Annotated in this window: 8 protein-coding genes and 1 pseudogene (1 of these 9 running past the window's edge); 2 read left to right on the forward strand and 7 right to left on the reverse strand. The window is 62.1% G+C overall.

What is annotated here, in order from left to right:
- Both JQ635_RS36240 and JQ635_RS36245 read right to left on the reverse strand, forming a co-directional pair.
- Positions 1-13,513, reverse strand: partial view of an LEPR-XLL domain-containing protein gene (locus tag JQ635_RS36240; RefSeq protein ID WP_211414554.1) — the 5' end (the start) only. 14,570 nt of this gene lie to the left of the window's left edge; 13,513 of the gene's 28,083 nt are visible here — the first part of the coding sequence; the start codon lies at positions 13,511-13,513; the stop codon falls past the left edge of the window.
- Between the two features lie 977 nt (positions 13,514-14,490).
- Positions 14,491-14,847 carry a helix-turn-helix domain-containing protein gene (locus JQ635_RS36245; RefSeq protein ID WP_211414555.1) on the reverse strand — a complete coding sequence of 119 codons (357 nt, stop codon included), beginning with the start codon at positions 14,845-14,847 and terminating at the stop codon, positions 14,491-14,493.
- Between the two features lie 554 nt (positions 14,848-15,401).
- Between JQ635_RS36245 and JQ635_RS36250 the strand changes: the two are divergent.
- Positions 15,402-15,990, forward strand: a pseudogene (locus JQ635_RS36250) (hypothetical protein).
- A 70-nt stretch (positions 15,991-16,060) separates the two neighbouring features.
- On the opposite strand, the gene JQ635_RS36255 reads toward JQ635_RS36250, so the two are convergent.
- The 3 genes from JQ635_RS36255 to JQ635_RS36265 are packed head-to-tail and all read right to left on the reverse strand — an operon-like array spanning position 16,061 to position 19,704.
- Positions 16,061-16,618, reverse strand: a complete 558-nt coding sequence (locus JQ635_RS36255) for a hypothetical protein (RefSeq protein ID WP_211414556.1) — start codon at positions 16,616-16,618, stop codon at positions 16,061-16,063.
- Positions 16,619-16,623: 5 nt separating this feature from the next.
- A complete protein-coding gene (locus JQ635_RS36260) occupies positions 16,624-17,982 on the reverse strand; it encodes an HlyD family type I secretion periplasmic adaptor subunit (protein ID WP_211414557.1) in 1,359 nt (452 codons plus the stop codon).
- Positions 17,983-17,991: 9 nt separating this feature from the next.
- Positions 17,992-19,704 (reverse strand): type I secretion system permease/ATPase, encoded by a 1,713-nt coding sequence (locus JQ635_RS36265; protein WP_211414558.1) that lies wholly within the window; start codon positions 19,702-19,704, stop codon positions 17,992-17,994.
- Between the two features lie 1,272 nt (positions 19,705-20,976).
- Here JQ635_RS36265 and JQ635_RS36270 point away from each other — a divergent pair.
- Entirely contained in the window at positions 20,977-23,349 is a 2,373-nt protein-coding gene (locus JQ635_RS36270) for a S8 family serine peptidase (protein ID WP_211414559.1), read from the forward strand.
- 65 nt (positions 23,350-23,414) lie between these two features.
- On the opposite strand, the gene JQ635_RS36275 is transcribed toward JQ635_RS36270, so the two are convergent.
- Together JQ635_RS36275 and JQ635_RS36280 are read right to left on the reverse strand one after the other, a co-directional pair.
- On the reverse strand, positions 23,415-24,617 hold the full coding sequence (locus JQ635_RS36275; RefSeq protein ID WP_211414560.1) for a tetratricopeptide repeat protein: 1,203 nt from the start codon (positions 24,615-24,617) through the stop codon (positions 23,415-23,417).
- Between the two features lie 55 nt (positions 24,618-24,672).
- A partial coding sequence (locus JQ635_RS36280; protein ID WP_211414561.1) for a DUF7507 domain-containing protein occupies positions 24,673-26,124 on the reverse strand: 1,452 nt, incomplete at its 5' end.

The raw sequence follows: 26,124 nt of genomic DNA on the forward strand, positions 1-26,124 counted from the left end.
GACCGCCGAGCGCTGTGCCGGAGGCGACATATTTCACGAGCTCGCCATCGAAGAACTGGTTGAGCCCCAGCACGATCGAGTGATCGCCGCCACTGACGTTTCCGCTCACGAAGTCGGTCGCAGCCGGAACATTCGCGCTGTCGACCACATCGATGTTGACCCGATGCTGCGACGGGGAGACAGGATCAGCGAAGTTCACAATGCCGGGGTTCTGGCCAATGTTCCCCTGCCGCGCCTCGATGTCGAGAATATTGGTCCGGATCAGCGAAGCTGGATCCGCGTCACCGTCTGCCCGGCTCGCGCTGGACAGGATGTCTCCATGGACGTTGATGACGCGCGTGGTACCGATCGGATTGTCGATGACGCCGCTGAGCGTAATGTTCGGCGGGTCCGTGTTGGTATTCTCGATGTCGATCAGCGTGGGGCTGACGTCGCGCTTGAGCTTGAAGGTCAGGCCGCGCGAACCCGTGTTGGAGATGTCGACCAGCGGCTTGTCGGCCGGGTCGACATCCAGGACCTTGATGTCCTGCACATTCATGTCCAGCTTGGACTTGTTGATCAGCAGAACGTGGTGATAGTTGTCGCGGAATTCCCAGGTGCCGCCCGAGCCGTTGATGTGCTCTGCCGCCGCGAAGTAGACGTCGCCTGGATCGTTGTTGATGATGTTGTGAACGTTGATGAAGCTGCCGATGTCGACGTCGACGTTGACCTGGCGCTCGATCGCTCCGTTCTCTCCGACGATCAGGACGGGGGACTGCCCCGAGTAGATCACGACATTGGAATCGAACTCGATCGTCGGCTTCACCTCGAACGACGTATGAGGACTGCCGGACAGGCTGAAGCCGAGTGCACGGACGTGATCCGGGTTCTCGCTGATGATGGCCATGGCGCCCGGACCGCTCTGCGGCTGGTTCGTCATGTCGATGTCGAATGCGAGCCGCGGCGTGGACGGGTGCACGGACGGCAGCAGCACCGGATCGCCGTCGACGCGCGGAGTCGCGGTGATGAGCGCGTTCGATGCGCTGTTGACGTCCGAATAGAGATGGGTCGTGTTGCTGGAGCTCGAATCGACGCCACCGAAGAGCCCTGTCGCGCTCGAGTTGGCGCGCGCCTTGGTAAAGATGGCATTGTAGGATGTCCGGAAATCGACGCCCTCCCATCCCGTGATGGTCGCAAATCCGTTCACCTTGATGTTGAGCGGAATCTGGACGTCGACCGTGGACGACGCGGTTCCGACCGCAACCAGGCCGCCGCCATCGCCTTCGCTGACCGCAACAACTGACATCAAAGGCTGGTTCCCGGTCGCTCTCGCATCGCCATCGCTGGCGGACAGCACCACGATCCTGCCTTCGAGCTTGGCGGCGGTGCCGACCTCCACGTTGGTATTGCCGCTCAGCGTGGCTTCGGCACTTGCATTGGCGTCGCCGCCGAGTCCAACGCCGGTCGCATCCGTATTGGCGCTCTGATCGTTCCGCAACTCAGCCGCAACGATCAGATTGCCGCCGGCGAGAATCGCCGCGTTGTTGTTGATGGTTGCGAGCGTATCGACCGCAATCTTGGAGTGAGTATGACCAATGGCGACGCCGACGAATCCCCCAGTGATCACGTGAGCGGCCGCCTGGGCCTTATTCTGCGTCAGCGCGAGCACTGACACGCCGCCGGTCGCCTCGATGCGCGTACCATCGCTCACATAGGCAAGGGTCTTGTGGTTCGGACCGTTCTGGTTGGCATCCGCGGTCGGAATGCCGAGGCCGACGAAGCCGCCGCCCTCGTCTTCTGCGTTCGACGTCGCATTTGTGGTCGACTGGGCCTTGATGACCACATCACCGCCCGCCGAGACGAGATCAGCTGTGATGTATGCCTCGACGTCAGGATTGTCGTTGACGACTGCGTGGGTGATGTTCGCACCGAGCAGGACGCCACCTCCCGAGCCCGTTGCTACCGCAGAGGAGACGCCGTCTCCGGTCGGCGGGGAAATGACATTGAGCGGCGTACCCCCCGGTCCGGTCAGCGTGACCGTCACCGCAGGGCCACTCTTGAGATTGACGCGCAGCTGTTGCAGACCGGAGCCGGCCGCCTTGATGTCAACGGCTTCCGCTCCGATCGTGTGATTTCCGGTCGCTCCGGGAGCCGACAGGGTCAGCGCCGCATCGCTCAGATCGGCCTTGAGATGCAGCCTGAACTGGTTGTCGTTCAGCTTCTCGACATAGAACTGCTTGCCGTCTGCGTTGTTTCCGTCCGCCGTCATCGGCAGATCCGACTTCTTCACCAAGCTGTGCGTGACCGCTTTGAGACCAGCAAAATCGGTGTTGGTCTGATCTTTTGTTCCGGGATTTAGCCCGATCACGACCTTCGCCGCGGTCGTGTCGTTGCTAACCGTGTTTGATTCCGTGAGAGTGAGCGTCGAGCCGCCAGAGCCGCTGCTGATGTGGACGGTGCGGTTGTTGCTGCCAAGGTTGGTACCGCTGATGACCAACGTCTGGCCATCCTTGAAGCCGAAGTCCGACCAGTTATGGCCATCGGTCCGCGTGATCGTGTCGCCGGTGCCGTGCTTCGTGAAGGTGATATTTCCCATTCCGAGCGAGGAATCGTCGCCGAGCTGGATCGAGCTGCTGTTCGGTCCGCTGACGGTCACAACCTTGTAGTCGGCACCGTCGGTCAAACCGTCGATCACCTTCGTGGGCGGTGAACCGCCGGTCGCGCTGTAACGGACGGTGTCACCCGACACGAAGCCCCAGCTGGCGGCATTGCCGTTGGCGTCGACGTACTGGATGTTGTTGTTGTCGACGTTGTTGTACGTCTTGCTGCCGCTGTTGAAGATCGCGGAATTGGGATCCACGTCCACCTGCACGCTGACGAAGGTATGCGCCGCCGGCGCATGATACGTGACGGCTTCGCCGTTGAAGAACTGGTGGTTTGTCAGGTCGATCGTCTGACTGGACGCAGGCGGCGTGAAGTTCTCCTGGACATAGCTTCCACCCGGCTCCCGCAGCTTGATGTGGACCTGGTCCAGCGGATTGGGAATGTAGACGCTGTAGATGTGGCCCGGCGTCAAGCCGTCTATCACCACGCCTCCGGCGGGTTCGTATTCGATCAGGTCGCCGTTGTTCAAATTCACTGCCGACGGCAGCGTGATGATGTCCGTCGTCGGATCGACCTTTGCGCCATCGAAGACATCGCCAAACGCAAGGTGATTATCGTCGATCCTGATCACGGTCTTGATGATGATGTCGTTGTTGTTGTTGTCCTTGCCGTTGACGGTGAGACCGTCGATCCCGGCGTTGCTCGGCAGCACGACCGTCGATCCGGTCTGCAGTCCGTGATTGGTCACCTCGACCGAATTATTGAGCGGATTGGCGAGGTCGTCCGATGTCTCCGTATTGATGATCTGGTAGTTCGGTGGAGTCTTGGTCTGCTGCGGCTCGGCCTTCGCCACGACGGTGATGCTGCCGCCGGCGGTCACCGTCGGCGGGTCGATATAGGCCTTTACCGTCGGTGTGATATTGGTCGTCGAGTCGGCCTCGCCGATCTGCGCACCACCCGACAGGCCGAACCCCGTGGTCAGAGCGTCGCCTTCGGGATGGTCGGTCGCCAGCACTTCGATCTTTCCGGTGGTGTTGATGCTGCCGCCGGACTGGACATAGGCCTCTACGTCCGGCGTGACCGTCGCCGTCGAGCTGTTGATGTCCAACGCGAACAGGATTCCGCCAACCACTGCGGTCTCGGTCGCTTTCGCCTCTTCGGTCCCCGTGGCGGAAATGGTCAGATCTGTCGCCGTGACGACCGAGCCATCGAGGTGGGCCTTGACCGAGCTCTTCGTTTCGGCCGTCGCGACCGTCACGCCGATGCCAAGGCCGCCCAGGCCGATGCCATGCGCGGAACCGACAGCGTTGCTGTTGTCGGTCGCGCTGATCGTCACGGCATCGGTTGCGGTCACCGTACCGGTGATCTTGCTTTCCATCGTCGGCGACATGATCGCGGTGGCGACACCGCCTTCCGCACCCAGGAGGGCTCCGCCCGCCGAGGTCTGCGCCTCGGCGCTTGACCCATAGCTGGTGTCCTTGCCGAGATTTTCCGAGGTCGTGACGGACACCTTCTTGGCGGTGACCGATCCATTGCCGATGCTCGCGGTGATCGTGGTCTCGACGTCCGCGTTCACGAAGGACAGGCCGACTCCCGCGCCGGCGCTGACTTCCACGCCCTCGACACGCGGATTGACCCGGTCGACCGATTCGGCGCTGACCATGACGTCTCCGGTGACGATGACCGTGGCGCCGTCGCCGATGGCCGCACTCGCCTCGGCCTGGTCGGAGACCCGCGCAAAATTGACGCCTACCGCAACGATACCGGCCGATACCGCAACGGTGTGCACATCGGTGGTCGTGGTATCGCTCGCATCGACCGTCAAAGACTTGACGACTCCGGCCTTGCCGATCTCCGCGCTTCCATCGACCGTCGCGCTGGCGCCGCCCGTCACGTCGAGGCTGGTATAGGACACGCCGGCGGCCACGGCACCCACGGACACCTGAGCGGTGAGCTCGGTCAAATCGCGGGTATTGATCGCACCGACCTTGACGTTGCCTGCCTGCGTGACGTTGCCGAGGCTGGCCTGCACCAGGCTCGTGTCGCTGATCACCACGACAGCCGCGCCGACGCCGACAAAACCGCCTGCCGCGTCCAGCGCGAGCAGGTTCACGCTCTCGTTGAGGCTCGCATTCACATTGATGTCGCTGGCAAGGCCGGCGCTCAGCGTCCCGTCCGCGAAAGCCGTCACGTTGTTGCCGAGCGACAGCACGGCAACGGCGGCGCCCGCCCCCACGAAACCAACCGCGGCCTGGCCGGTCGTGACCTTGATGATATCGGACTCGTGCGCGCCGACATTGATGGCCAACCCGGCATTGAGATGAGCGCCGCCCTTCACGATCGCCGACGTGCCGTTCGGAATCAGCGGATCGGCCGCCGGTGGCGGCGCGTTGTTTTCGGTGTTGGTGATACCGGTCTTGGTTGGAGCCTTGGCATTGATGCCGGCGGTGGCCCCGCCGGGCCCGGAGATCGCCTGGCTGATCCGGTCGCGATTGCTGTTCGCCTTGCCGTCGGACGTGAAATTATTGATGCCGCCTGCGTTGCTGTTGGTGACCTGGTTCTTGCCGGCCTCCGCCTCGGCAGCCGCATCACTGTCCGCCGACCCGTTCACGTTGCTGAAGGATTGATTGTTGTTGCCTTGCTGCGACAGGCCGATGAGGCCCGTGCCGTTGTGGTTCTGCGCATTCAAGGCCGAATTGTAGAGCTCGACCTTGCCGGTGGCATGACCGCTGCCATCGAGGAGCTGGTGCAGGAAGACGTGATCCCCGTCATGCACGGAGCCGAGATCGCTGCCGCCACCGCTATTGTAGATCACCTCGGCGCCGTCGCCGAAGGTCGGCTTGCCGAAGTCGATCGTGCCGTCGCCGGTATCGACGGCACTCGTGCCGAATGAAACCGGCTTCGCATCCAGCGCGCTGTCGCTGGTCGCATTGCCGTCCTTGTCTTTTCCGGTCTTCTCGATCTGCTTGCCGATGGACCAGACGCTGACCGCACCGCCGACGCCGACAAAGCCGCCCGCGCCGCTGGCATCGAATCCTTCGATATCCTTGAGAGACAGTGCATATACATCGACGTCGGCCGCCGCGTTCACGGTCGCATTTGCACCGACCACGGCCTTTACATTGTTGTTGACCGTGCCGACGTCAACTGCGCCGGAAACACCGACGAACCCTGCGCCGATGCCGATGACGAATGTCTTCACGCTGACATCGTCCGCGGCACCGACATGGACGCTCTGCGAGGGCCCGGCACTCCCCTGATGTGCCGTGTTGATCAGTGCTCCGTCCAGGATCGCGGCATCGGTTTCGCCGCTGATCAGCGTCACGCCGACGGCGCCCGAAACGCCGACGAAGCCGCCTGCGCCGGCGGCTACGATATGGAGCAGATCCTCGCTCGAATCCGCCTGCACCAGCACGCCATGTGCCGTGGTCCTGCCGAACCCGGAACCGATCGTACCATCCAGGATGTTGCCCTGGCCGGCCGATTTTCCGAGCGCATCAACCTGGGCATTTACCGCGATGAACGCCTCGGTATCCTTGTGGATCAGCATCACGCCGACCGAACCACCAACGCCGACGGCACCGCCGGCCAGAGCGCCGGACAGCTCAAGCACATGAGTGTCGTCGGCGGCAGAGACCAGGACGTCGCCGTGCGCGAACACGACGGCGTGGTCGTCGATATGCGCCTTGGTGGTGTTGCTGACGCTCAGGACATCCACCGCACCGCCGACGCCAACGAAGCCTCCGGCAATGCCGAAGCCGATCATCACGACGTTCTCTTTGGCGTTTGCCGCGACGCCGATGTCGCCGAGCGCATTCACGGTCGCGTGGTCGCCGATATAGGCTTCGGTGGTGTTCCCGATCACATTGACGCCGACCGCCGGCGCCACGCCGACCAGACCGCCGGCTGCCGAGCCCGCAATTGCCAGGTGATAGAAGTCGTCGGCGGCGCCGACCAGCACCGTCTGTTCGCCGGCTGCGGTGGCTGTGCTGCCGTTCACCGTGGCATGGTCGCCGATATAGGCCTTGGTCGTCGCATTGACGACGTCGACGCCTGCCGTCACCGCCACGCCGACCTCGCCCGCACCGACGCTGAACGTGAAGGTCCTGATCTCGTCCTGATTGGTGGCCGCCACCGCGACGCCGTGGAATCCGGGTTGGACCGTCGGACCTGCCGAGCGGATGTTGCCCAGCGAGTCGTCCGACACGTCCTGGTCGCCGCTGCCGCTCGAACTCGTCTTCATCGGGTCGACCGTAGGCGTGCCGACATGGCCACCCGAGCGCAGGTTGCTGCGCGCCACGGGATCGTCGGACTCGGCGTTCGAGCTGGTGCTGCTGTTGCTGGTCTCGATCCCCTGCCCATTTGGACTATTCGGCGAGAACTTGTCGCCGGCATTGACCGGCGTCAGCGTGATCCCGATCGCGCCGGTATTGACGTCAGCGCCCAGGCCCTGTCCATCGCCCGTCACGACGGCCCCGGAGCCGATGAACGCTTCGGTGTCCTTGGTCATGACGTTCACGCCGGCGGCTGCCCCGATGCCGACGGTTCCGGCCGCAACAACGGCAGTTATCTCGTTGATGTCGGTCTGGTCGTCCGCCGAAACGGCGACCGTGCCGGTGGCATGCACATTGCCCGGACCGAAGCTCAGCGTGCCGTCGGTGGGATCGTCGCCAATGAACGCCCTCGTATGCAATTCGAACACATTCACGTCGGCATTCGCACCCACACCGACCGTACCGCCGACGGCGATACCTGCAGACACCGAAATCAGCGTCTCGGTCGACGCGGCGGTAACCAGAATGTTGCCGCCGACGGTCGCCGTCACGTTCGAGTCGATGAAGGCAGTCGTGAATTTCTTAAACACGCCGACACCGACGCCGACGCCCACGCCCGCCGTGCCGCTCGCCGCGATCGAGCCTGCCACCGTGGTAACGCCCGTGTCGTCGGTCGCCTTCACGGTGAGGTCGTGCACACCCACGATCGTGACGGAGGTGCCGTGCCCGATCGATGCCGTGGTGTGTTCCGTCAGGACGTTGATCGCCGCCGAGCCGGCGACCCCGACATCCCCGCCGCCGCCAAAGCCGGCCGCGATCGAGATGATGTCTTCGCTTTCCTTGGCGATGACTTCGATATTGCCGCCGGCGCGCAGCGTGGCGTTGGCGCCGACATAGGCCTGCACGGTTGCATTGTGAACCAGCGTGGTATTCGCCAGACCGATTCCCGCGGTATCTCCGACTCCAATCGCGCCCGCGACCATCGTCGTGATGAAGGTGTCGGTCGCAGTCACCGAGATGGCGCCCCCCGAACGCACCTGCGCAGAATCGTCGATATAGGCGTCTGTCTCTGGGTGAATGTCGGCGATGCCAACCGATGCCGCCGCTCCAGTTCCTCCAAACCCGCCGCCGATCGTGCCGGCAACCGACAGCATCGTCTCGGGCGATGTCGCCGTGACAGTGACCGCTCCGCCGCCATTGTTGCCGACATGCGCCGACGAGCCGATATAGGCCTTCGTCGTCTTGTGCAATATCTCGACATCCAGTCCTACGCCGAACCCGCTCGAGTCGAGCGATAGCCCAAGTGCACCCGCGACGCTGACGACCTTTGTCTCGTTGGTGGCTTCCACACTCACGGTCTGGCCGCTACCGACCGTGTAGAGGCCGCCCTGATTGATCTGGCTGGAGGCGCCGATATGCGCGTCCACGTCGACGTGCAGATCGTTGATGATGAATGAGCCGGCAATGGCCAAATCAGATTGGCTGGCAGAACCCGCGACCGCCACCGAAGTCAGCTTCGGCTTGAGCAATGGCAGGTCGATTTCGGTCGGCACCATGTGACTCTCGGCCTTCACCGAAATGGCGCCGGCGGCGTCGGCGTCGCCACCGATTGCTGCCGTCACCGTGGCATGCAGCAGCGTCACATTGATCGCGGCACCGAACGCACCTTTATCCTTGGAGAACGCGCCCGCAGCCGCGAGCGTTTGTGGCCCGAGCACGGCAGTTCCATTGACCGCGATACCGCCGTCGGACTCGAGGTGCGAGGTGCTCGCCGTCGACGCTTCGGTGTCGAAATGATCGACGATGTTGATTGCCACCGAGCCGGCAATGCTCATGCCGCCCTTGCCGCCCGCGGCCGCCGCACCCCACGCGACAAAGTCGTTGGTCTCGCCGCTCGGCGTGATCGCTTCGAGCGTGATGCCTGCGACCGCATCATGACTAATGATGACGGAGCCTCCGCCGACGAGCGCCTTGTTGGTCGCTCCGAGCCAGTTGACGCTGACACCGGCCGCAATGTGATCGTCGCCGTCCAACTTGACACCGGTGCCGATCGCCTTGGCGCTGCCGTCATATTGGGCCACGGCGGAAACCTTCACAGCGCCTTGCGCCGTGATGTCCGCGCCGTTTGTCACCTTGGCGGTGTTATCCGCCAGCATGCGGTTCACCGCAATCGATGCCGCAACCGACACGCCGCTGTCGTTCTGACCGCCCTGCGATGAGGCCGAGCTGTTGCCGCTCGAGGCGTTGCCACCCGCCGACGGCAACGACACGCCCTTGCTGTTGGTGCTGGCGTTGCCGCCATTGACCTGGCCGTCAGCCTGCTTGTCGGCATTGTTGCCCGATCCGGAATCGTCATCTTTGCCCTTGGCCGACGCGAGGGCCTTCGTTTCGCTGACGACCGTGGAGGTCGAGGCGACCGTCGCGGCGCCGCCGGTGGTGGTGACGCTTCTTGCAAGTTCGGCGCTGACGTTCTCGGTCAGCCAGGCAATCGCGATCGACGCACCGACACCGACACTCTTGCCGGCCGCCTCGGCATCCGTCTCGGTGCTGTCATCCACCTCGTTCGATGCGGTGATCGACGCATCACCCGTGGCCGAAACGGTGCCGCCCGTGCCGACATAGGCCGACACCGTGTCGGAGGCGACCAGGATGCCGGCGCCCACGGCGACGCCCACGCCACCCGCAGCGCCGTTCTCGCCGTGCGTGAACGTCGACACGACGTTTTCGGCCGAGACCGTGAATTTCCCGGCGGCGCCGGACCATGTCGTGCCGTTGATGATCGCCGCATTGACCGTGTTGGTGGGGACGTCGACCGCGACCGAGGCGCCAACGCCGACATTCTCTCCATCGGTATCGCCGTGCGGAAGGGCTCGTGACAGATTGTCCTCGCTGCTTCCGGCTCTTACAGCAACATCGAGACCGCCGGTGATCGCGACCTTCGCCGTGCTCGTCCCAGAATGATCCCCGGCCGGCGTCTTGCCGATGACCGCTTCGGTCTCATTGTTCACGACATTGACCGCGACCGATACCGAGATCCCGATATCGCCGGACCCGGCCGCCGACAATGCCTCGGCGCGCGACGAATGGCTGTCGTCGACGACCCGGGTGCCGTCGCCGTCACTCGTCAGTTCGATCGCCTTGCCGGCATAAGCCTCGTTGCGTGATGCCGCGAGCTGGTAGTGCCCGCCGGTCAGGTCGATGACGTAATAGACCGTGTTGCTGGAAAGGCCACCGATCGCGGTGCTTCCGGGCGGGGTGTCGTACGTCACTGAATCGCCGGTGCGCAGATGCGCGTTGGCGCCGAGATTGAGCAGCCGGATGGTGCCGCCGGCCGTGAACTTGACATCACTCAGGGGATTGGGGGTCGGAACGCCCATGACGTCCTCGACCTTGTAGAAATGCTGATCGCCTGATCCCGGCGACGTCAGGTCGATCTGCTTGTTCGCGCCGGTGGTCTCTCCCGCCTCGGCTTTCGCCTTATCGTCATAGAGCCTGATCGTGCCGTCGTCGTTGACGTGCACGTAATAGTCCTGGCTGAGATTGGTCAGTCCGCCGATATCGCCGCTGAGGGCGAAATTGAGGTATTCGACCCGGTCACCGTTCTTCAGGCCCGATCCAAGTCCGACGAAGATCGTATCGTCGGTCGTGTTCACGACGTCGGGCTTGATCACCGGGGCGTCGATCTTCCGCTCGTCCATCACCGCTTCGACGATCAGGCCGCCGGCGTGAATATCGGTGTTGTTGCCGACATAGCCGAGGTTGGTCGGGTTGTTCAGGGTAATTGCGACGCCGAGGCCGACGCCGGTTCCCCCGGACGTCGTGGTTGCCTTGCCGTCCGCGGTCGCGTGACCGTCGGAGTTGAGCGCCGAATGAACGGTGAGCAGGCCGGTAGCAGTGATCTTGCGATTGTCCGGGATCGAGGCCGTCGACGTCGCATTCTGGACATCGAGGGCAACCGCGCCTGCGACGGTGACGTCGCCGCCGCCCGAAGACGCCTTGTTGGTGTCCGTCGCGCCGGTTCCCTTCGCATTGCTGTTCTTGCTCGTCGCGGCAGAGTTCGCGAAATTCTTCTGACCCGTCGTCTTCTGGTCGATGCTCTTGCCGCCATTGCTGTTGTTCTTCGTTTCGTCCTCGCCGCCGGCGGCACTGGCCTTGGCCCTGGTCTCGCTGATCGAAATGGCATTCGACAGGAATGCCGCCGCGCCGCCCGTGGTGACGAGGTCGCGCCCGGTTGTCGCCAGTGAATGGTCGTTGACGAAGCTGAGCCCGATCGAGATACCGATCGCCGTCCCTGCCTGGGTGTCTCCCTCGGCCGAGGTCGTCACCTGGTCAGTCAGCGTAGCGGACGCCGTGAAGGCACCGCCGATGTCCAATTCGCCTCCGGTGCCGAGCTTGGCCGACACATCGTTATCGGAGATCGATATCGCGATGACCGGGGTGACGGAGGTGCTCTTGCCCACCGCTCCGTTCATCGCGTCGGTTTCCATCGAGTGGATCGACGTGGCGATGAGCGTCAGGTCCTTGGCGCCTGCCAGCACGGCACCATCGTCGAGGTAGGCAGAAGTCGTGTCATCGTCGTAACCGAGCGCGACCGAGATTCCGACGCCGGTCTTGGCGGGATCTCCCTTGCTGTCGGCGGGCGTGGCCCTGGTGACGAGCGCAATGTTGGAATCTGCCTCGATCGTAACGTTGGTCGGACTCGACAGCGTGACGTTTGCTGTCTTGGCGAGGTACGCATAGTTATGATTGAAGACGAAGTTGAGCGCGACCGAACCGTCGACGGTCAGGTTCTCGGCCGTGCCAACGCCCGAGATCGACGTGACCGTGAACACGCTCTGTTGCGGAGCCAGCACGTCGATGGCAAGCGAACTGCCTGTAATGGTCGTGTTTCCGTCGATGTAGGCAAGATTGCTCCGGTCGGCGACGCCGATCGCCACCGCGATACCCACGCCCTGCTGAGCATTGCCGGACGTGTCACCGGTAAAGCTCGCGTCGGCGCTGACAGTCTGCACGTCCCTGGTCGTGGTTGTGACTGCGACTGCGCCGGTCCTGGCATCGATCGTGCCCGCGTTGATGAACGAAGACGCCGTTCCGGTGTCGACGCCCACGGCGACCGCACCGGCGAAAGTGATGCTGCCCTCGTTGGTGGTCGCGCCGTTGCTGCCGAGGGTCTTCTGGCTCGCGTTGCCGCCGCCCCCGTCCGAGGACCCGCCGATCGAGGAGGACGCTGATGTCGTGATGGTGCGATCGGCCCCCGCAGCCAGTGTCACCCCTGTGCCGTCGACGGTCGCGCCGTCGATCGAAGCCGTTGTATCGCCGAAAATCACCGAAACTGCGACGGCGGCGCCGGCGCTGCCCGCGCTGCCGTCGGCCAAGGTCGTGGCATTCAGCTTGCTCGCGGCCTGCAGTGTCGCAGCACTCGCCCCGGTGGCATTCACCGTGGCTCCGCCGGAAACACCGAGCTTGGCCCCGCTGTCGAACACGGTCAAAGCAACGGCGGCGTCCTTGGACGCATCGCTGCCGGCGCCAGGCGCGGCGGACGCATTGATCGTAATGTCCGACTTGGCTGTCGCGCCGATCTTGCCGCTGGCACTGACATGGCTTGACGCCCCGTGGATCAGCACCTCCGGATCCGCCTCGCCCGCCACGAGCGTGATCTTGAACGAGCCGTTGTTGACCGACGATGCCTTGAGAGTACCGTCGACCGTCGCAGCGAGGGTGAGATCGCCGGCGGTTGCGCTCAATATCGAATCGCCGATGTCGATCTTTGCGCTTGAGAAGCTCGTGACCAGCGAGACGAGATGGATATTGTCGCCCAGGTTGTCATTGATCGCATCGGCGATCTTTCCGGTAATCTTGCCGCTGAAGCTGGAGTCATCGGCATCGCCCTGGACCGAGCCGTCAGCGTCCACATCGAGGGCTGAATGCGCGGTGAACGCGACAGAGCTTGCGGTGAGATTGGCGCCGGTCAGCGTGATTCCTGAATTTGCATCGGCCAGGATGCCTTGGTTGACCACGGGGTCGTTGCCTGCGGTCACCTGTGAAGCGAGGGTCAGGCTGCCGCCGAAAGCTGCATGCGCATTCGACGAGATGGCGGAATCGGCCGTGAGATTGAGCCCAAAGCCGAGCACGGCCGAGGCGCCGTCGAGCTTGACGGTGTCCTGGAACAGCCTCTGGTCGCCCCCCGTGAAATTGATGTTGAGGGTGCCGCCACCGCCCACGAATCCGTTCAAGGCGGAGAACGTGTCGAGGTCGATGTGGATCGTGTCCCCGAAGCCGGCCTGTGCTATCGAACCGCCGGAACGCTCGATCGTGACGTTGTTGTCCGTCAGGGTCGCGCTACCCGCGACATTTGACGTGCCGGCCTCGAAGAGAGTGAGGCTGCTGGCGCCACTCGCCTGCAGCGTGAACTCGTGCACCGATGGATTCGGTATCGTCGCGTACGAAATGTCGGCCGACAGCAGCAGACGCGGCTCTATCGCTTCCAGCGTGAAATTCTGCCGCCGCGGCTTTGCGATCGAACTCGCGGCACCGCCCGTGCGGCGGCGCCTTCTACTGTCCCGCCCGGGAATGATTTCGCGAATGACCTTGTTGAGGAGGGCTTCGAACGCGGAACGCTTGTGAGCTTCCTTATTCCAGCGCCAGGCTATACCCATCGGAATGCCCCATCAAAAAATGGACCGAACGGCGAGCAGCAAATTCGCGTACGCAAGGCGCCTCAAGCACTACGCGCTTGAGGAGAACGGCTAGTGGTGTGTGCCGGGGAGAGATCGAGCGCCCGTGCCGTCGACAGAACGCGACAGAGGACGAGCTGAATTCCGAATGTTTAAGGTGCTAAAATTCTTGTTCATTGCATCGCCTCCTTCGAATGACGAGTGGGCGGCTTAAACGAAATTTACGCGGAGCTTAAATCAGCTTTAACTACGAAAGTATGACACGACCTCAGATTGGCTACAAGCGCTTTACATCCTCGCATTTTATCGACAACTCGCTGAAATAAACTCCGGTTGAATCACGACTGCGATTGCAACCCGACGCTCTTGACGGTGATCCGTTCCACTCAGGAGGCGTGTGCCTCCTCAATAACTTAGGCGCGGGGCCCGGCTTAAATTTTGCCCAAATACATAACTCGACCTTATGTAGCCTGAGGTTGCAATTGATGCGGATGCCACAAAACGAAAGCATGCGTGGCGTCAGAGCAGCTCCGATACTCTGCTGCCTTGACGATTTTTTTATCGAGCGTGAGAGACCGGAATCTAGTGGCCGGTCGTGCGGCGTCGCGCATGCCCACAGCACTCTTTGCCAAAGGAGCACCACGCCGTGGCGTTCAGGCGTTACAAACCGCTCGGCGAACAGCTGCGCATTTGCGCTGGATGATGCTGCAAGTTGAACGCTGCCTCGCCAAACCCGACCGAGGCGTGCGTTGCGCGAACGAGAGGTCGGCGACCGACGGGTGACACCGACCTTTGGCCGGCAAATGCAGCATCCAGGATTGCCGGACTCAGGGTTGGTGTAAGCGAGCCACCCGCGTTAATTGCAGCCTGGCCGATTTCGCGGGTTTCAACACGAACACAGAAAGGAGCTTGGCGTGGTTCGCCAATATTCCAGGCGGAGATACGGCGCGCCCCGCCTTCTAGATTTCCCGATCGCCAGCCGAAGAGATCCGGACGTGGAAGCCCTTTGCCTCAATGGCGCGGATCAGCTGCTCGAGGCTCATCTCGTCCGGCCGCATCGAGAGCTGGTCGGAGGGACCTTGATCCTGAGTATTCACAAGATGAACACCGTCCTCGAGAAACTCGGCGCTGACGTTAAGCACCTTTGCCACGGCCTTTATGGTGGCGGCCTTGGGTACCCTGCCGCGCTTCTCCCAATGCCAAATCGCAGGGGGCGTCACGTCAATCCGTCGAGCCAGCTCCGTGATGGTCATCGACCGCTCTTCGCGCAGCTGTTTCAAGCGCGAACCGAAGTTGGCGACCGTCTTGTTCTTCAATTTAGACACCTGTAAATTCCATTTGCGTGCGTGGGAATCAGCGTTAACGACCATAAGTGAGCGAGATTACGGTCTCGTTCGTTTTCAAGTCAATCATCGATCCATCGGTTTTCGCCTTCGGAAACCGATGCGGCTCGTCGCAATCCTGTGCAATCAGTCAGCCCAACTGCCTCTTCGGTTTCGTTCAGCCGACCAGGCATGCAAGGCCCGAGCCACAGCTGGAGAGGCAATTCCGCTCAGCGTCACGCGTTCCTAACTCCATAGCTCGACGCTGGCACGTGACCCCGGCTGCGGACGGCCGCTCCGCCGAGGGAAAGGGGCGGCCGGTCGGTTACGGCCCTGTAATGCTTCGGCGGCATTAAGTAAACAGGCAAGGCAGTCCCTGCCGCTTCTTCACTCGATTGATCCGTGGTCGCTCCAATGTCACTATGCGGCCGATTGAGCGGGGTAAGGGTTTGGCCGAACGGGCTTTTCTTCGTCGCGGGACACGGCCCGGCAGAGGGGATTGCGTGAGCATTTGGCGGCGTTTTTTATGTTGGTTGCGGCCTGGGCTGTTGCTGTTGACCGGGGCGCCTTTTGCGCTTGCGGCTCCTTGCGTCGCGCAAACGGCCGAGCCCCGTCCGGCAGCAGAGCAAAGTCCGGACGCTCCCAGGCGGATCGAGCATCGTCAGCCTCTGATCGACATCCTTGCACACATGTCCGGCAAGTGCACGACCCTCAAGATCGCGGGTCGCAGCTACGCCTGCAAGGCCGTTGCCTACGCTCATAACGAAGCCGGTCGGGTGAGCTTCGCGGTGGCTATCGAGGATCCGGCGGATGACGGCCATGTCGTGTCCTTCTCCGGCGAGAAAGGAAAGCGCTTCGACGACAATTCCTACGAGCTACCGATCGATCGGATGCTCTTGAATTCCAAGCACCGGCCGAAGGTCCATGGGCTGCCGGTGCCCGCGGAGGAGGCATCGACCGGCATCTGCCGCCAGTTCGGCAACTTTGCCGCGCGGCGGGTCTCGAGTGTCACCTGCACTGCAACGGATTCGCGGGGACAGAGCTATGAATTGCTGTTCGTGTCGGACGGCTCCCCCATCGGCGTTCGACGCGTGAGGCAGTCAGTCAGCCGCGTCGATCGACGACCCGTTTAAATAGTCCTGGAGCGACGCAGGCAGGCTTTCGCGCGGCCTTGCGCGCCAAATTGGTTTCGCCACGCCAGGCGCGTTCAATAGCAATTCGGAGAATTGCCCCCGAGCCGGGCGCACGCATCCGAATTGGAAGCCCGCCACTGAACCACGGCTGACGGGCTACGTCCCTGCCCTTCCGACCGCGCTGCGCCTAACATTTCCGCCTCTTCCGCCATGATGGCTCTGTGCGCCTTCGCAATCTGGTCATTACGTTCAAGCAGTGAGACCTTGCCGGCCGAGACCTGGACGGCAAGTGCTTTGCGCAATGCATTTTCGCGGTCGAGCAGTTCTGGATACTGCAATCTGGGCCGCACCGAGAGCTCCATTGCTTTCACGATGCAATCGGCACGTGGCACAGCCTGCGCGATCTGATCGGGAAATGCGTTGCGGCAATCTGCGAGTGCGTCGGCCAGATTTACGGACGAATCTTCGCTCTCGTTCTGGAGCGCCAGTTGCGTTCCTCCGCAACCCGCAAGCAGGCTAAACAGGAGCACAACAAGCGCGTCTCGCATCATTAAAGCGTCTTTACGGTGTCGGCGCCGCCAGTTAATGGCCGCCTCACCGCCATCCGCGCGAGCAAGCTCGACCGGGCCCATGCCCCCTATTTCTGGCGGAAGGAGTGGTTGAAGGACATGATCAGCGGCCCAACCAGATATTCGAACGCCGTGCGCTGAACGGTCGGGATCATGACGGTTGCCGGCATTCCCGGATAAAGCTTGATGTTCGGCATGGCCGCGAGCTCGTCCTGATCAATTCGCACAAAGGCCGTGTAATATGGGTTGTTGCTCTTGGGGTCGGTCAGACGATCTGCCGAGACCTGGATGACGTCACCATGAATGATCGGCACGATCCGCTGCTTGTAGGCCGTGAGGTGAACTTCCGCACGCGTGTTGGGATGCACGTCGCTGATATCCTCGACCGCCACCTGCGCTTCGATTGTCAGCCCATCCTGCTCCGGGACGATGTCCAGGATCTTCTCGCCGCGCTGTATCACGCCGCCGACTGAAAAGACGTTGAGGCCGACCACCTGCCCGCTATAGGGAGCGCGGATCTCCATGCGCCCCAGGACCGCCTTGGCGTTCATGGCTTTTGGGATGACCTCCAGAATCTTCGCCTGCGTGTCACGAAGGTCCTTGGTCACGTCGGTCATTCGATCATTGTCGAGCTGCGCCATTTGCTGCTCTTGCTCGGCAATGGCCTGGCGGGCTTTGGCAATGTTGGCATTGGAATCCGCGATCTGACCTTCGAGGCCGTAGGCGGTACGCTCCAGTTGCAGAATACGCGGGCGCGCAATCAGGCCCCGTTCGACGAGAGGCGCGATATCCCTCGCCTCACTGTGAACGGAATTGATCTGGTCGGTAAATGACTTCACTTGCGCCTGGGCGCCGACGATCTGCGAGCCGAGCTGGTTGATCTTCTCGCGGATGACGCTGCGCTGTCCCTCCAGCGCGGCCCGGCGGCTCTCGAACTGGCTGACCTGTCCGTTCCAGACGCTCTTGAGATAGGGATCTTCGGAACGCGCCTGCAGATCCGACGGCATCACGAGTGCGGAGCCGTGATCGAGCTCGGTCAGGAGCCGAACCTCCGTGGCACGAAGCACGGCCCATTGCTGCGTCAGAACTTCGTATTCGGCGCGCGCCTGGGTCTCGTCCAGCACGATCAGGAGGTCACCGGAGCGGACCTTGCCACCCTCCCTGACCCGCAGCTCCTTCACGATGCCGCCGTCGAGATGCTGGACGCTCTTGCGATTGCCTTCAACCTTGACGACCGCGTTTGCCACGACGGCGCCGTTGAGCGGCGCGGTCAACGCCCACGCACCAATCCCGCCGAAGAATACGGCAACAATGACCCAGCCGGCGAGAGAGATACGCCTGATCGAGTCGCTGGGCGGCCCGACGGAATGACCGGCCCGGCTGCCAGCAGCGGCGAGATTCTTGGGTGTTCCATCTAAAATGGCCATTGGGCGAGCCTAGCTGCTGGAGCCTTGCACGGCGTGCACGGGCACGGGACGGGTCAGCCGTGCCATGATCTCGGCGCGAGCCCCGAACATTTCGGCGACGCCATCTCTGAGGACGAGAATCTTGTCGACGACCCCGATGGTCGCCGGCCGATGCGAGACGATGACAACCGTCGTCCCGCTTTTTTTCAGTTGCACGATACAATCTGCCAGAGCGACATCACCTTCGGCATCGAGGTTCGAGCTCGGCTCGTCGAGCACGACGAGGCTTGGGCTGCCATAGACGGCGCGGGCCAGACCAATCCGCTGGCGGAAGCCGCCGGACAGAATGGCGCCGCCCTCTCCGACCTGGGTGTCGTAACCGTGCGGAAGCCTCAGGATCATCTCGTGCACGCCGGCGAGCTGGGCGGCGAGGATGACATCCTTGTCGCTGCCCTCATCAAAGCGGCCGATATTGGCGGCGATCGTGTCCGAGAACAGCTCGATATCCTGGGGCAGGTAGCCGACATGGTCGCCGATCGCCCGCTTGACCCAGGTCGCCACATCGGCGCCGTCCAGCCGCACGGCGCCGGCCGAAGGCGTCAGCACGCCGACAAGCTGGCGCGACAGGGTCGATTTCCCGGCCCCGGATGGCCCGATGACCCCGAGCACCTCCCCCGCCTCTACGGCAAAGGTGACGCCGCGCAGAATGGGCTTGGAGCTTGCCGGGGGAACGAAGGTGAGCGCCTCCACGGAAACGTGCCCGTTGGGCCTGGGCAGCGTGAGGCCGGCCTCGAGGAGAGGATGCGCGGTAATCAGCTCGCGAATGCGCAGGAACGCGGCACGCGCCGACACGAGACCGCGCCAGGAGCCCACGATCTGCTCGACCGGCTGCAAGGCGCGGCCGAGCAGAATGCTGGCCGCGAACATCGAACCGACCGTCGTGACCCGCTCGATCACGAGATATGCGCCCAAACCCAGGATCAGCGATTGCATGGCAAGGCGCAGGAAACGGATCAGGCTCTGGATCGCGGCGGCGCGGTCGCTTGCAGCGACCTGGCGCTCGAGCATCCGGTCGCGGTCGCGACTCCAGCGCCGCAGCAGACCACCTGTCATGCCCATGGCGCGCACGACCTCAGTGTTGCGCAGGCTCATTTCGGTGAAGCTGTAGCTGCGCGCGGCGGCTTCGTTCGATTCCGTGAGCGGCAGCTTCACCAGCCACTCACTCAGCAGCGCCATCAGCACCAGGATGACCGAACACCCCAGCGCAAAGGCACCCAGCAACGGATGAAGGGCGAAGATCACCGCGATGTAGATGGGAGCCCAGGGCAGATCGAAGATAGCGTGGATGCCGGTCCCGGTGACGAACTGGCGAAACGTATCGAAATCGCGGATCGCCTGGCTGCGGGCGCCGCCCGTGCTGGCCGAACGATCGATGATTGCCGTCATCACCCGCGAGGCGATCTTGCGGTCAAGGCGGATGCTGGCCCGGGTCAGCACCCTTGCGCGGACTGCGTCCAGCCCGGCAAGCGCCATGAACGCCAGCAGCAGCGCAATCGTGAGCATCAGCAACGTGATCTCGCTGGCGCTCGAGATCACGCGGTCATAAACCTGCAGCATGTAGAGCGGGCCGGCGAGGTACAGCAGGTTAATGGCAAGGCTGAAGATGCCGGCCGTCACGAAATAGCCCTGGCATGTCTGCAGCAGGCGCCGGAGCTCGTCCGGCCTCTTGAAAGGCGCGCTCACACAATCCGGCGGATACCCCGCCCCCCATCAAAAATGACCGCCGGAGCGACAACGCCCCGGCCGAATTAAAGACCTATCGGCAGCCGTTACAATTCTTGTCTAATCAAGCAGAATGTTTAGCACAGCTGTCGGGCCCGCGAAATAATCCTCGCTGGAAGGTAAAGGCGCCCGTAGAGCTACGGGGCGCGTTTACGGCATTTATCTTGATTGAACGCGCACCTAAATACGGCGGGTAAAGGGACGCGGAACCAGCGGAATTCCGACAAGAACCGAGACAACGGACATGGGTTGGCATTCCCGCGGCGCAACATGCCCGGGCTCGCGCTGGAAATTCCCCCTCCCGGAGGAAAGGGCGCTGGGAAGGCCGGGCGCCGGTCGGCACCCGCAACCCCGTGTGCGGAGAAAGTGCGCACGGGTGGATCACAGGTGAAACCGGCATCCCGGCCTTCCCTGCGCGGATGGTTTTAACGGTTTCCTTCGCGCTCTCCCCGGGGAGACGAGCTCTATTGCCCCCGTCACCTGGCGGATGTTCGGCGCTGACGCCGGTTGGCGCGATGCACCTCCGCCAAGCTTGACGCCAGACTTCGGGCGTCAGGACCACACGACTTCTCCGTCCGCGCACATCTCCACTGGCTTCCCAACGGCTGGCGTGCGCGCACCGTCGAGACCATGTGAAGACGCTGTCGGCGCCGTGTCGTAGCGCGGGCAATTGCCGCTCACGGAGCACCGTTGAACGATACCCGCCCTGCGACCCTGCTCGCGCCGACGCCGTCGCGTCCACCGCATCCCGGCCCCCGTGTCGTGACGATCGCGATACGTCCCTCTTGACGGCCCAGGATGGCGATGCATATACGCCAATCCACAATTTCTGTCAATCCGAATATTTGGAAATTACGAATCCTGGGGACCTTTGGCGAGGCGACACCAGACCCCGGCGCACATCCGCCCATGTCGGCGCGGTCGCGGCCTGGCTCGCCCTCGTCATCGCGTGCGGAAACGACACTTCATCCTGGAACGAAATCAAGTCGTCGTCGTCCCGTCCAGTCCAGGACGATTTTACCAGCCTCGAAACGACCGGAATAAACAAGCATCAAGAATTTATGCACCATTAAATCGATGCGGAAAATTGGGATGCATCCATCAGTGTTTTGGAACCACTGATTCCCGTTTAACTACCGAATTTACCCGCCTTTAATTTGCCCCGCCGTCCGATCTCCGCACCAACGCGCGCGACATGACGCGTTTCTTCCGTCGCATGGACAAGGAGATTCAATGGCCAAGCGGGGCGTGAATGATCAGTACGGAAATTTCTCTGAAGCGAATGCAAATGCTCTGGAATGGGAATTCTTCGGACTGAACATCGCTTCGGCCAATGTCGGATTGATGGACATTCCGGCGACGCACCAGGCAGACAGTTACGGCGTGGACATGAGCGTCGCGACGTCGGACGGCGGCGCTCCGGAGGGCTTCGCTTCGAGAAAAGGGGGCGGCGGTGCGACCAGTAGCGGAACGACGGGCGGCAGCACGTCGGGGGGAAGCAGCACCGCAGGCACCACAACCACGGTTGGTCAGGGAGCCACGACGACGAAGTTTGCGACCGTAACAATCTTGTCGCCGACCCTGACTCCGCCCACCGGCGACAGCACGCTGCCGACTGACACGTACTTCTACAAGGAATGGAACCTGACCAGCAGCGCCGGCGGCATCAATGTCGCCAAGGCCTGGCAGAACTATACCGGGCTGGGAGTCAAGGTCGGCGTCATCGACGACGGCATCGATTACAAACATCCCGACCTGAGTCCTCATTATCTTTCCGGGCTGGACTATGATGCCGTGAGTGGCGGGACCGACGCGTACGGCGGCTCAACCGACTCGCACGGCACGACTGTTGCCGGAGTTCTTGCTGCGGCACGCGACGGCTCGGGTATTGTAGGCGTTGCCTACAACGCCGACGTCGCCGGCTTCCGCATCAGCTATTCAACGGGTGGCCCGAGCCAACTTGCCGACGCGTTGAACCATCTCGTCACCAATGGCATGGACGTCGCGAATGCAAGCTGGGGTTACTCGACGGCCTACCAGGATAATTTCTTCGGCGCGTGGGCCTCTTCGAAGACCGCGATCATCAACGATGTCGCGCAGGGACGCGGCGGGCTTGGCATTCCCATCGTATTTGCCGCAGGAAACAACCGGGCGTCCGGCGATGATGTGAACTATCACAATTATCAAAACGATCCCTATGTGATCACGGTCGCAGCCACAAACGACTATGGTTGGGTTGCATCGTTCAGCACGCCAGGAGCCGCCGTTCTGGTTTCGGCTCCCGGTTCCTGGGTGATGACCGATGACAGGCTTGGCGCGTCCGGATGGTCCAGTACTGACTATTTCGCGGCGGCAGGCACCTCATACGCTGCGCCAACGGTATCGGGCGTTATCGCATTGATGCTGCAAGCCAACCCCAATCTGGGTTATCGCGACATCCAGGAAATACTCGCCTATTCGGCCAAGAACTCCGATCCCGGAAATGCCGGTTGGCAAACCAACGGCGCGCATGACTGGAATGGCGGCGGCCTGCATTTCAACCCTGACTATGGATTCGGTCTGGTCGACGCGACGGCGGCTGTGAGGCTCGCGGAGAGCTGGAACAAACAATCGACATACGCGAACCTGTCGTCCGAGAGCGCGAGCCATGTCGACAATGCAGCAATTCCCGACGGCACCGGCAGCCTGCAGAGCACAATCAATTTCGGCTCTTCGCTGTTGCTGGACAAAGTCGTCGTCGATCTCAATATAACGCACGCACATGTCGCCGATCTCACCGTAACGTTGACATCGTCCGTCGGAACCAGTGCAGTCCTTGTTGCGCATCCAACGAGTGGCACCGGCAGTGGAATCGTTTTCGAGACTTCAGCCAATAATTTCTGGGGTGAAGACGCGAGCGGGAGCTGGACGCTGACCGTGACGGACAATGTCAAGGGCAACGCCGGGACGCTCAACAGCTGGACGCTGACGGCGATCGGCGATGCGCCGACGACGCCGGCGACCTACATCTACACGGACGAATTCGCGACCGCGACCGGCAGCAATCGTCTCTTGCTTGCCGATACAAGCGGATCCGCCACCATCAACACTGCCGCGGTCACAAGCGGATCCTATCTCGACCTGCATTCCGGTGCCGTCGATACGATCGCAGGGAAGACCCTTCAGATCGGCGCCAGCACCATCATCAAGAATGTCTGGGCAGGCGATGGCAATGACACGATCATTGCCAACGATGCGGGAAATACCATCCAGGCCGGCCGCGGCAATGATCTGATCGTCGCAGGCGCCGGCGCCGACGTACTATCCGGGGGCGCGGGCAGCGATACCTTTGAATTCCGTTCCTTGAGCACTGCAGTGGACCTCATTCGCGACTTCGCCGTGGGACAGGATGCAATCGACCTGCATCAGTTGCTCGCGACCGTCGGGTATGTCGGCAGCGATCCGATCGCAGATGGCTGGCTCAAGCTCGGAGCCGACAGCAGTGGCGGAACAAACGTGATTGTCGATGCGCATAATGGCCAGTCTGCGATCACAGTCGTCGACGTGATCGCCGTAGCTCCGACAAGTTTACACCTGGGAGCCAACGCCTGGACGCTGGTGGCATAAGGCAGATTGCGCCAAGAGAGCGGATCGCAGGTTTGCCGTGATTTGTTTGTCCCGCGAACCGACGGTCAAAAACCAACGTCGGGCGCCGGGAGTTCGCGACCGCCTGATTTTGGTTCTAAGGCGTCATTTTGTCCGACGTGGCAACCCGATGCTCTGCGCCCGAAAGGCGGAAAATCGACAGCTCCGCCGAAGCGAAAAACCGAGTCATGGACCAGCGCAGACTGTCGCACAATCGGCCATATGGCCTCGCGCAGGAAGCGCTGATCCAGCGTTCGTTCCGGGTACTCATGGTTGTCGGAGAGAAATGTCTCGATAAGCGGAACCAGCGGCGGCAGAGCGCCACGAACGCCTCCCCAAAGTCCGGCAAGCATCACACCGGTGTGTGTCCAAAAATCCCGCATCACGTGGAAGTGTCGACCCGAGGCAATCCAATCGTCTACCGCTACCCGCTCCCGCGCGTTGACGATCGAATCGGCGTCCCTGACGAGGTAGCGATCGACCGTGGGATCATTGGCAACGAGAAAACGCCAGAACAGCCCGGCGAACGCTACATTGGGTCGAGGCATCATCACAATATCCGCTCCGAGATCGATCAGACGCTGACGACGTTGAGGTGGCACCGAATCGTCAACATAGAAGCGGCAGGACCATCCCTCGTAGATAAACGGCGCGGCCATGGCATTTCGCTCGGCACCGATCAGGTAACGATCATTGTTTCCCCAAAGGGAATAGGCGATGACGTTGCGCTTGGGATCGGTCGTCCCGAACGGAGGAACTTCTACGCGAATTGAATGGCGCGCCGGGCCCGTCGCTTCATCCTTGATCTTGAGAGAGCGCAATCCGGCTTGTCGCGCCTCCTCGAGCCGGCCCAGGCGGAACTGGACGTTTGCAAGAATGGTCCAGCAATTCGCATCGTCGGGACGGGCATTTACCGCCTCTTCTGCGAGCCTGACTGCTTCATCGGCTTTGCCAAATTTCGCGGCGATAAGGGCGAGGTTGGATTTGGTGACTGCATCGCCTGGTTCGAACGCGTGCGCGTCGCGCCAGGCCATATAGGCCTGCTTGATATCGCCGACCGCCTGATAGCACAGGGCCAGAACACGAAAGTCGTGCGACGTCAGCTCCCCGGACCGGCGGTTGCCGTTGACAAGCATGATTTGCGACTCCAGCGCGCGCTGGAAATCGCCGGAAATATAGAACCGGTGCGCCTCGGCGCGGAGTTCAGAATTTTCCGGGTGCGTCGCCAATAACCCGATCTCCGGAATCATAACGGCGGCCCCGAAGCGCCGCCGTTATCTTACTGGTCAAGGCATCACAGATACCCTACGGGGTCGTCGCGATCACCGTCCCGTAGACCGTGCCGTGATTGTTGTACTCGTCGAGCACGCCCAGAATCTGCACTCCTCCCGGGATATCGAGTGCGGAATCGTACTGCGGAATTTGGGCGTAGGCGGTCGGAGCGATGCCGGCGTCCGGCCCATCGATACCGATGTTCCACTGCGCTGATCCCGCGGTAACCGAATGGCTGTTCATATCACCAAGCGTGATATTTCCATCCGTTTGAGCGGTGGTCTTGAGCAGCCAGTTCACCCCCCATTGAATCGCATCCTTGGCATCGACCTTGGTGGGATCGCTGGCTTCGATCGGATTTCCAGCGAGGTAGTTGAGCCAGGTTGCGACCAGCGCCCGCCCCTCCTGGTATTCGGCGTTCTGCAACTGCTTCTGGTTGGCGTTCAGCAACGATTGCGCGTCGCTGAAGTTAATGAAGAACGTGTTCTCGCCGGGGTCCTGGATACCGTCCAGATTGAAGTCGCCGATCAGCAAGCCGGCGGCAATCTTGGGCGCCGTTGCGGCGTCGGAACCATTGAGTAGGCCATCGCCGTTGGTGTCGACAAGATGACCACCCGTTCCGGCGTTGACCACCGCCTGCGTGATTTCGCCATTCGGGAATCCGTTGGTCCCCGACTGCTTTGACTCATTGCCGACGATGCCGTCCCAGAACTTCGTCCAGTTCGTATTCCCGTTGGTCTGCGACCAGAACCCTGGCGTGCGGACGCCAGGTCCCAACGCGACTGGTACATGCGCATCATCGGAAGCGGTACCAGTCTCGGTCGTCGTCACACTCGCAAAATTATCGAGGCTGTTGTCGAAATCGATTCCCCTGGTGTTGAGTTCGTTTTGGGTGACAACGTGGTCGTAGGTATATGTCCACGTTTCGGTAACATCGAGAACGCCATCTCCATCGGTGTCCCCCGTCAGGGTTGAGTTGCTGGTGTCGAGTATGACGGGAGCGCTGCCTTCGAACGTATCCGTCACCACCACGTTGTGGAGATCGATGTTGCCCGTATTGTCGACCACGACCGAATAGTGGATCACGTCGCCGACTTGGTCGGCATGTCCATCGGCGATGACCGCGGTCTTGGTGATCGTCAGCGACGGGTCCTGGTCCACCGTCGTGGTGGCGTCGTCGCTCTGCGGATCGGTCTGGGTGGTGTCGACCGTCGCCAGATTGACCAGATCGGTGCCGGCGTTCATCTCCGCCTGCGTCACCGTATGCGTCGCCGTGTAGTGCCAGGTCTCGTTGGTCTCCAGCACGCCGTCGCCGTCATCGCCGCTCGCCAGCTGCACGCTGCCCGCATCCGCGAACGGATCGGTCAGCTGCACGTTGGTCAGGTCGATATTGCCGGTGTTGTCGACGTCGATCGTGTAGTGGATCACCTGCCCGGCATGGTCGACCGTCGAGTCCGACGTGTTCTTGTCGATCGTCAGCGACGG

Source organism: Bradyrhizobium iriomotense, from assembly GCF_018130765.1.
In the GTDB taxonomy this organism is placed as follows: Bacteria; Pseudomonadota; Alphaproteobacteria; order Rhizobiales; family Xanthobacteraceae; genus Bradyrhizobium; species Bradyrhizobium iriomotense_A.